The 9,198-nt window shown below is 27.8% G+C and carries 7 protein-coding genes; 1 reads left to right on the top strand and 6 read right to left on the bottom strand.

What is annotated here, in order from left to right:
- Positions 1-158: 158 nt before the first annotated feature.
- Entirely contained in the window at positions 159-1,778 is a 1,620-nt protein-coding gene (gene ptsP, locus ACRDBA_RS05730) for a phosphoenolpyruvate--protein phosphotransferase (RefSeq protein ID WP_438571966.1), read from the bottom strand.
- A gap of 349 nt (positions 1,779-2,127) precedes the next feature.
- Here ptsP and ACRDBA_RS05725 point away from each other — a divergent pair, with 349 nt between their 5' ends.
- Positions 2,128-2,427 (top strand): hypothetical protein, encoded by a 300-nt coding sequence (locus ACRDBA_RS05725; protein ID WP_438571965.1) that lies wholly within the window; start codon positions 2,128-2,130, stop codon positions 2,425-2,427.
- A 103-nt stretch (positions 2,428-2,530) separates the two neighbouring features.
- Here the strand turns inward: ACRDBA_RS05725 and ACRDBA_RS05720 are convergent, their stop codons facing one another.
- From ACRDBA_RS05720 to ACRDBA_RS05700, 5 genes are all read right to left on the bottom strand, one after another.
- Positions 2,531-3,565, bottom strand: a complete 1,035-nt coding sequence (locus ACRDBA_RS05720; protein WP_438571964.1) for a ribonucleotide-diphosphate reductase subunit beta — start codon at positions 3,563-3,565, stop codon at positions 2,531-2,533.
- Positions 3,566-3,592: 27 nt separating this feature from the next.
- On the bottom strand, positions 3,593-5,824 hold the full coding sequence (locus ACRDBA_RS05715) for a ribonucleoside-diphosphate reductase subunit alpha (RefSeq protein WP_438571963.1): 2,232 nt from the start codon (positions 5,822-5,824) through the stop codon (positions 3,593-3,595).
- Between the two features lie 214 nt (positions 5,825-6,038).
- Positions 6,039-6,392 (bottom strand): arsenate reductase family protein, encoded by a 354-nt coding sequence (locus ACRDBA_RS05710; protein ID WP_438571962.1) that lies wholly within the window; start codon positions 6,390-6,392, stop codon positions 6,039-6,041.
- A 74-nt stretch (positions 6,393-6,466) separates the two neighbouring features.
- A complete protein-coding gene (locus ACRDBA_RS05705; protein ID WP_438571961.1) occupies positions 6,467-8,242 on the bottom strand; it encodes a sensor histidine kinase in 1,776 nt (591 codons plus the stop codon).
- The gene (locus tag ACRDBA_RS05700; protein WP_438571960.1) at positions 8,226-8,921 is read right to left on the bottom strand and encodes a response regulator transcription factor; all 696 of its coding nucleotides are present in this window, start codon (positions 8,919-8,921) and stop codon (positions 8,226-8,228) included. Before ACRDBA_RS05700 ends, ACRDBA_RS05705 begins: the two co-directional genes overlap by 17 nt.
- Positions 8,922-9,198 lie beyond the last annotated feature (277 nt).

The raw sequence follows: 9,198 nt of genomic DNA, 5'->3' as shown, positions 1-9,198 counted from the left end.
GGTGCATATACTGTTGCTCCCTTTACTATTGTTATCACAAAAGTCACATCCTTTTATTTAAATTTATTAACCTTACTACCTTTTATCTTCCCTCTTTTAATTCTCATATATTCTAAAAAAATAAGCCCCCTTGATAATTCAAGGGGACTTAATACATATTATTCTTGCTCTAATATTATTTTCTTAGCTGTTAACATTGATGTTGCACTCATTGAGAACTCATCTAATCCGTATTCAACTAAAGTTGGGATAGCAGCTTCATCTCCTGCCATTTCTCCACACATTCCTACCCATTTACCATGCTTATGAGCACCATCGATAGTCATTTTTATTAATCTTAATACAGCTGGGTGCATTGGGTTGTAAAGGTATGATACCTTTTCACTCATTCTGTCTGCAGCTAATGTATATTGGATTAAGTCGTTAGTTCCTATTGAGAAGAAATCTACGTGCTTAGCTAATTCATCTGCATAAACAGCTGCTGCTGGAATTTCTACCATGATACCCCATTGGATATCTTCTGAGTAAGCTATTCCTTCAGCTTTTAATTCTGCTTTACATTCTTCTACGAATTCTTTAGCAGCTTGGAATTCTTCTAATCCTGAGATCATTGGGAACATTACTGCAAGCTTACCATAAACTGAAGCTCTTAATAAAGCTCTTATTTGAACTCTGAATATATCTTTTCTATCTAAACATAATCTTATAGCTCTGTATCCTAAGAATGGATTCATTTCTTCTGGTAGTGGTAAGTATGGAAGAGTTTTATCTCCACCGATATCTAGTGTTCTGATAACTACTTGTTTACCATTCATTATTTCAAGAACTTTCTTATATGATTCGAATTGCTCTTCTTCTGTTGGAGCACAATCTCTATCCATGTATAAGAACTCAGTTCTGAATAAACCAACACCATCTCCACCATTAGCAAGTACTGATTCAGCATCTGCTGGTGAACCTATGTTTCCACAAACTTCTATTCTCTTACCTGATTTAGTAACAGTTTTAACATCTATTAATTTCTTTAATTCTTCTTGCTCTGCTAAGAAAGTTTCTCTCTTTGCAGTATATTCATCTATTACTGATTGCTCAGGGTTTATTATACAAACACCTTCAATACCATCAACAATAATCATATCTCCATTTTTAACTGAAGTAGTTATGTCTTTTAATCCAACTATTGCAGGAATTTCTAAAGTTCTAGCCATGATAGCTGAGTGTGAAGTTCTTCCTCCAATGTTAGTTAAGAAACCAGTAACCTTGCTTCTATCTAATTGAGCTGTATCTGATGGAGTTAAATCGTGAGCTACAACTACAGTGTTAGCTTCTGTTATAGCAAAACCATCTCCGCCTTTTCCAGCTAAGTTTGATATTATTCTCTTTGAAACGTCTTTTATATCTGCTGCTCTTTCTCTCATGTACTCATCGTCCATTGATTCGAATATCATTACAAATGTATTTGTAACTCCTTCTACAGCTTTCATTGCATTTATACTGCTTGATTCTATTTCAAGTAACATTCCACCTGTGAATTCTGGATCATCTAATAAAGTTAAATGAGCTTCGAAAACTTGTGCTTCATGCTCCCCTATTTCTGCTAGAGCCTTGTCTCTTATAGCTGCTAATTGAACCTTTGATTGGTCTAAAGCTTTTTGTAAAGCTTCCTTTTCTGCAACTACATCGCTAACTTTAGCATCTGTTATTACTATTTCTTCATGTTCTTGTAAAAATACTTTCCCTATTGCATAACCCTTTGAAGCAGCAATACCTTTTTTCATTTCCGAGTTCCTCCTTAATAAAAACTATCTAAGCTAAAATTAAGTATCAAGCTTGATAGTTATACTAAATAATTATTTATAAATACTTATTTACTTCACTACTCTGTATTATACCATATTTTTTAATTATGTTAAGATTAATACAAACTTTTTTATTCTATTTTTTGTTTAATTTATTCACTAATCTATATTTTCTTAATATTTTTTAAAAATTATGAACTTTTTATAAATAATATTACATAATTTTACACTAATTTTAAAATATTTTATTTATTGCTATTAATGTATATTGTTTTCTTAAGTTTTATTGTATAATATTGTTATATTTTAATTTATTTAGGAGGTAACTATGATAATTAAATGTATTGATAACAAACTTTGTTCAACACTTTCATTAGGAAAAGAATATCCAGTTATAGAAGAAGGACCTAATTACTATGTAATATTTGATGATTCATCTTCAGAAATCACCACTAAAAAAGAAAGATTTGAAGTTGTACAAGATGGGAATTTAACAAAGAAAACCAAAGCTACAATTAATGAATTAACTTATCAATTAAATAATGATTTTAAAGATATAAAAGATTTTAAAACTAGAAAAAACTCTAAAGGTGAAATTAAAGAAATAATAATTAAATTTGAATATTAAACATATAATTTAACAAAAAGATAGTCTAGTAAGATTTAATATTCTTACTAGACTATCTTTTTTAATATCTTAAAATAAATTTATATAATTACTCCAATAATACTTATAGATCATCTACAAGGGTAGCTGCTTTTGCATAAGCCGTAGATTTTGCTTCAAAAAAGTCTGTCTTTACTGAATTTGCATCTGCTAATGTATCTACCCATGCTGCCGGATTATCATTATACCCTTCATAAAGAGGCTCAAGGCCTATTGATTTCATTCTTAAATTTCCTAGGTATTTTATATAATCTTCTATCAACTTTTTGTTTATTCCTTGTATATTATCTCCTATTACATAATGTCCCCATGCTATTTCATGCTCAACACCTGTTTTCATCATTTCTCTTAACTCACTTAATACCTCTTCTGTGAACATATTAGGCTCTTCATTTTGAAGTTCTTTTAATATATTTCTAAATAACCATAAGTGAGTATTTTCATCTCTATTTATATATCTTATTTCTTGAGCAGAACCTGGCATCTTTCCATTTCTCTCTAAGTTATAGAAAAACATAAATCCTGAATAAAAATATATTCCTTCTAGTATATAATTAGCCATTATAGTCTTTAAAAGATTTTTTTCTGTAGGCTCTTCTAAAAATGTATTATATAAATCACCTATAAATTTATTTCTTTCTAAAAGAATCTTATCATCTTTCCATTGATATAATATTTCATTTCTCTTTTCTGGCGAACAAATAGTATCTAACATATAACTATAACTTTGTGAATGTACTGCCTCTTGGAATGACTGAATAGTTAAACATAAGTTTACTTCACTTGCAGTTATATAATTATTTATATTTGATAAATTTGCTGTTTGTATTGAATCTAAAAATATTAAAAATGAAAGTATCTTATCATAAGCTGTTCTTTCATCATTTGTAAGTTTATTATAATCCTTTAAATCTTGTGCAAGATTTATTTCTTCAGGTATCCAAAAGTTATTCATTGCTTGACGATACCAATCCGATACCCATGTATATTTCATATTATTAAAATCATTTAAATTTGTAGTATTCCCATTTACCATTCTCTTTTTAGATGTTTCTATATCTCCAAATTCATTAAAAAGAGGTTTTTTATTTATTGACATTATTATGCCTCCATTTATTATTCTATTTTATGCTGAGCAGCTTTCACAATCACTAACTGTAAGTGATTTTGAACGAACATAATATATTGATTTTACTCCTTGCTTGCAAGCTTCAATATATAAGTTCATTATTTGTCTCATTGTATAATCAGTTGTTATATATAAATTAAAGGATTGCCCTTGATCTATATGTCTTTGTCTTATTCCATTTATTTTTACACACCACTTCTGGTCAATGTTATATGCTGAGTTATAATACCAATAATTATCTTCATTTAAGTTAGGCGCTGTTTTAGGAATAATACTTCCTTTCTTTTCTTCTAACCAAAATCTAGCCATTACAGGGTCAACACCTTCTGATGTTCCCGCTATAGTAGCCGTAGATCCATTTGGTGCTATAGCCATAAGATATCCATTTCTCATTCCATGAGTTTGTATTTCTTCTCTTAAGTTATTCCAGTCTTCTGAAGTATACCCTCTAAGCTTAAAGTAATCTCCATTATCCCAATCAGAACCTTTAAAGCAGCCATATGCTCCTTTTTCCTTAGCAGCTGTCATACTAGCTTTAATAGCATGATAATTTATTCTTTCATATACCTTATCAGCAAATTCAGTATGTTCATCTGCAGTCCAATGAATAAAGTTATTTGCAAGCATATGGTGATATCCACTTGTTCCAAGTCCTATTGCTCTATACTTCTTATTAGTAACTTCTGCAAATGGAACTGAATAGTAGTTTAAGTCTATTACATTATCCATAGCTCTAATTTGAGTTTCTACAACATAACCTAACTCTTCATCATTAGTTACATCAACATTTCCTAAAACAACTGATGATAAATTACATACTACAAAGTCTCCAGCCTTAATTTTTTCAACTATTATAGTATCTCCATTTTCATCTATTATCTCGTGATTTTGAATATCCATCGGACTCATATTTTGCATAATTTCAGTACAAAGATTCGAAGAATAAATCAACCCCTTATGCTTATTAGGGTTCATCTTATTTACTGTATCTCTGTAAAACGCAAAAGGTGTTCCTGTTTCTGCTGCACTCTTTATAATAAGCCTTACTATATCCTTAACTGACATAACTCTTTTGCTTATTCGTTCATCTTCAACACACTCTAGATATTTCTTTTCCCACTCTTCTCCATAGAAGTCTTCTAAAGAATATCCTTTTACAAGTCTTATTTCATGAGGACACATCATATACCAATTAGCATCAATATCATTTTCTGCTAATTTCCAGAACAAATCAGGATAACATAACCCTGGGAATACATCATGAGCTTTTTTTCTATCATCACCATTATTAGTTTTTAATTGAAGAAACTCTGGTAAGTCTTTATGCCATGCATCTAACCATATTGCTACTGACCCATTTCTAACACCTAATTGATCAACTGCAATTGCTGTATCATTAAATAATTTTACCCATGGTATTACTCCACCTGATGCTCCTTTAAAGCCTCTAATTGGTGATTCTAATGCTCTAACCTTTCCAACATAAATCCCCATTCCACCACCAAATTTTGATACTTCAGCAAAGTTATCTAGTGATTTATATATTCCTTTTAAACTATCGTCTACAGTATCTATAAAGCATGAGCTTAATTGATAAAATGGTTTTCTAGCATTAGACATAGTTGGTGTTGCCATTGTTGCTTTTAAAGAACTTAACACATCATAAAATCTTTTTACCCATGTTAATCTATTTTCTTTTTTCTCTGGAATAGCTAAATGCATTGCAATTCCCATAAACATTTGTTGCGGTAACTCTAATGTACTTCTATCAAAGTCTTGTATTAAATATCTTTTAGATAAAAGATTTATTCCACTGTATGTAAATATAAAGTCTCTTTCAGGCTTTATTTCTTTTTCTAATTCATCTATTTCCTCTTTAGAATAATTTTCTAATATATATTTTCCGTATAAACCTTTTTCTGTTAAACTCACAATAAAACTATATAAATCATTATATAGCTTAGTTTCATCTTTTAAATTTCTATTTTTAACTACCTCATCATAAACCTTATACATATATATTCTTGCAGCTGCATATTGCCATGCTGGTTCCATATCAGATGTTAGCTCTAATGATACTTGAATAACACAATCTCTTATCTCATCATTATTCATATTTGGTCTAATAATATGCTCCAAAGCTTGTAATAATCTTTCTCTTGTATATATTCCCTCATTATCTTTGATATCTCTTACAGCTATCTCAGTAATTTTATATAAATAATCCATAAAGTCCCCTTCCACTATATGTAGTGTATCTATTGATATCTTTCATCACACTAGCACAATATATAGTTAATTATAATTTCTATTTTCCTCTTTGTAAAATAAGAAATACATATTAAAATAAAGAAAAAAGGAGGTATTTAAACAAATACTTTCCTTTTTTCGCTATAGTAATAATTTTTATTTATTGACTTTTATCCTTTTATAATATTTACTATTATTTTAACTCTAACCACTCAGCTTCTTTAAATCCAACTAAAACTTTATCTTCTGTTATTAGTAAAGGTCTCTTTACTAACATACCATCTGTAGCTAATAATTCTATTAATTCCTCTTTACCCATTAGCTTTATCTTATCCTTTAATCCCATTTCTCTATAAATCTTTCCTGATGTATTAAAGAATTTATTTATTGGTAATCCACTTTTTTCTATCCATTGTTCTAGTTCTAATTTATTTGGCTTTTCTTCTGCTATATGTCTATCTTCAAAGTTTATACCTTTTTCACTTAAAAATTTCTTTGCTTTTCTACATGTAGTACATTTAGGATATTCTATAAATAATACGCTCATTTCTCTTACCTCTTTCAATTCTAATTATTAACTAATATTAATTATTATATCATTAATAATTATACTTTCAATATCTATATTTTAGGTATCCTAATATATATTTTAAACATATCTCCTTCTACTTCTATTTTAATATCTCCAAAATGAAGTTCAACTATACTCTTTACTATAGCCAATCCTATTCCTGATCCTTCTACAGCAGAATTTCTAGATTTATCTGCTCTTACAAATCTTTCGAAAATCTCCTCTTCATTAAAATCCATTTCGTAATTAGAAATATTTTTAAAGAAAATCTCAACATGATTTTCTTCATCTCTTATTCCAATATAAACTCTAGTATTATCTAATGAATATTTCAAAGAATTTATAATTACATTTTCAAAAACTCTAGACATAAGCTTTCCATCAATATTTATAAATATTTCATCTACATTAGAGTTAACTTTAAAGCTTATATTTTTTTCTTCATATAGTGTGCAATATTCTCCAACTACTTGATGAATTAAAGAAACTACATCAAGTTCATTTTTTTCTAATATCATCTTTCCACTATTTAATTTTGAAACTTCAAATAAATCTTCTATTAAAGTTTTTAGCTTTAATGATTTTTTCTCTAGTATTTTTAAATAGTCTTGTCTTTCTTGTTCAGTTATATCTTTATTTTTTAATATATTTACATAATTTATAATTGATGTTAATGGAGTTTTTAAATCATGTGAAACATTTGATATTAACTCTGTTTTTAGCTTTTCATTTTGTACTCTTTCATCAACAGCTATTTTATATCCATTTTTTATTTTATTAATATTTTCTACTAGCTCTTTTACTTCTCTTTCTCCAACATTATTAATATTATATTCTAAATCTCCATTATTTAACTTTCTTAAACCATCATTAATTATGGAAATATCCAAACTCTTTTTTAAAGAATAAATAACACATACTAATGGAATTAATACTAATATTAGAGTTCCCTTAAATGGATATCTAGTAAGGAAGGTAACTAATACATTTTGATTTCTTATTCCGGCCACTAAATATAGATAGGCTACTATTACTAATATAGCTCCTCCAAATGAAAATAATATCTTGTTTCTAGTATTTCTATATTTTAACCCATATCTTAATACATACCACAGTCTACTAAGAGTATTTATTCTCCAATGTACCTTTTTTCTATCTCTTAAAATATTAATAATTATTTTCAATGTAAGTAGTATTGTTATAATTCCACCTAACATAAGTGCTTGGGCAGTTATTTGTTCCGTTTTAACTAAATAGTTATATGTTCCAGGTAACTTATAGTAAAACTCTGAATACCTGCTAATTGATGCCTTTATATTACTTGATTCTGTAGATTCAATATAATAGTTATATCTATTTTGATTATCTATTTGTATCACATCATACTTTTTTTCCTTCAAATATTTCATTACATCATTTGATGAGTTTATTACATTTTTATCTACTACGGCAATATGCTCATAAAACTCTAAATCATTTGATGTGAAGTTTCCTGTGTACTTATCAAATATAATGTAATACATATACTGATTGTATAATTCATTATCATAAATATATCTATTTTCTTCTAATAAAGGAGCAATGTTCTTCAAGTTATCAGTTGATTTATAAATATTTTCTGATATGTTTTTGCTTTCATAATAAATCATTGATTTAACGTACTGTTCCTCATTAAATAATGCATCAAATGTCCCTGCTCCAATTTGAGCAAATTTATCATTTAAGGCCTTATTAACATTTACACCTAGTATTACAGTTAAAAAAACTACTATTAATATTTCAGCACCCCATACTCCATTTAAATAATATTTAATTTTCTCTCTCAATTTTATATCCAACTCCCCATACTACTTTTATGTATTCTGGCTCTTTAGTATTTATTTCTACCTTTTCTCTTATTCTTCTAATATGAACAGTTACTGTATTTTCACTTCTATAAAAAGGTTCTTCCCATACCTTTTCATATATTTCCTTTATAGAAAATACCTTTCCTAAATTAGATGCTAGTAAATATAATATTTTAAATTCAGTTGCTGTAACCTTAATATCTTCATCTCTTAAGGTAATAGTCTTTTCCTTACTATTTATAACTAAATCTTTAACCGTTATTATATCTTCTACACTATCCTCTAGTTCTAATGGTTTTTCATATCTTCTTAATTGTGACTTAACCCTTGCAACAAGCTCTAAATGATTAAATGGCTTAGACATATAATCATCTGCTCCGACGTTTAAGCCTAATATCTTATCACTATCTTCACCTTTTGCTGATAACATTATAATAGGCATATTTTTAGTTTCTCTTACTTTTAGACAAGTCTTTATTCCATCTAATCTTGGCATCATAATATCTAATACTATTAAATGTATTTTTTCTGTTTCTAATATCTCTAATGCCTCAATTCCATCTTGTGCTTTAAATACCTTCATTCCTTCGCCTCTTAAATATATATCAACTGCATCTCTTATTTCTTTTTCATCATCTACTACTAAAACATTAAACATAGTTAACACCTCTCTCAAAATTAACTTCTTATAATTATGATAACTTATTATATTAAATTTTCCTAATATTAAAAATTACTTTTTTATTAAAATAACTTTTCTGTTAACATACTGATGAATATAATATATAATTTGTTGTATGGTTAAATTAATCATATAAATTACTATATAAATAATAAGCAGAGGATTTTATTATGTTATCTAAACTAAAAAAACATCAAAATTTTATCAAGGACTTTGTTCTTATATGCCTAGGGTGTTTTATTGCATCTTTAGG

This window comes from Clostridium sp. (assembly GCF_051654825.1).
GTDB lineage: Bacteria > Bacillota > Clostridia > Clostridiales > Clostridiaceae > Clostridium.
Note: the sequence above shows the minus strand (reverse complement) of the source record. Positions and strands in the feature narration are given on the sequence as shown.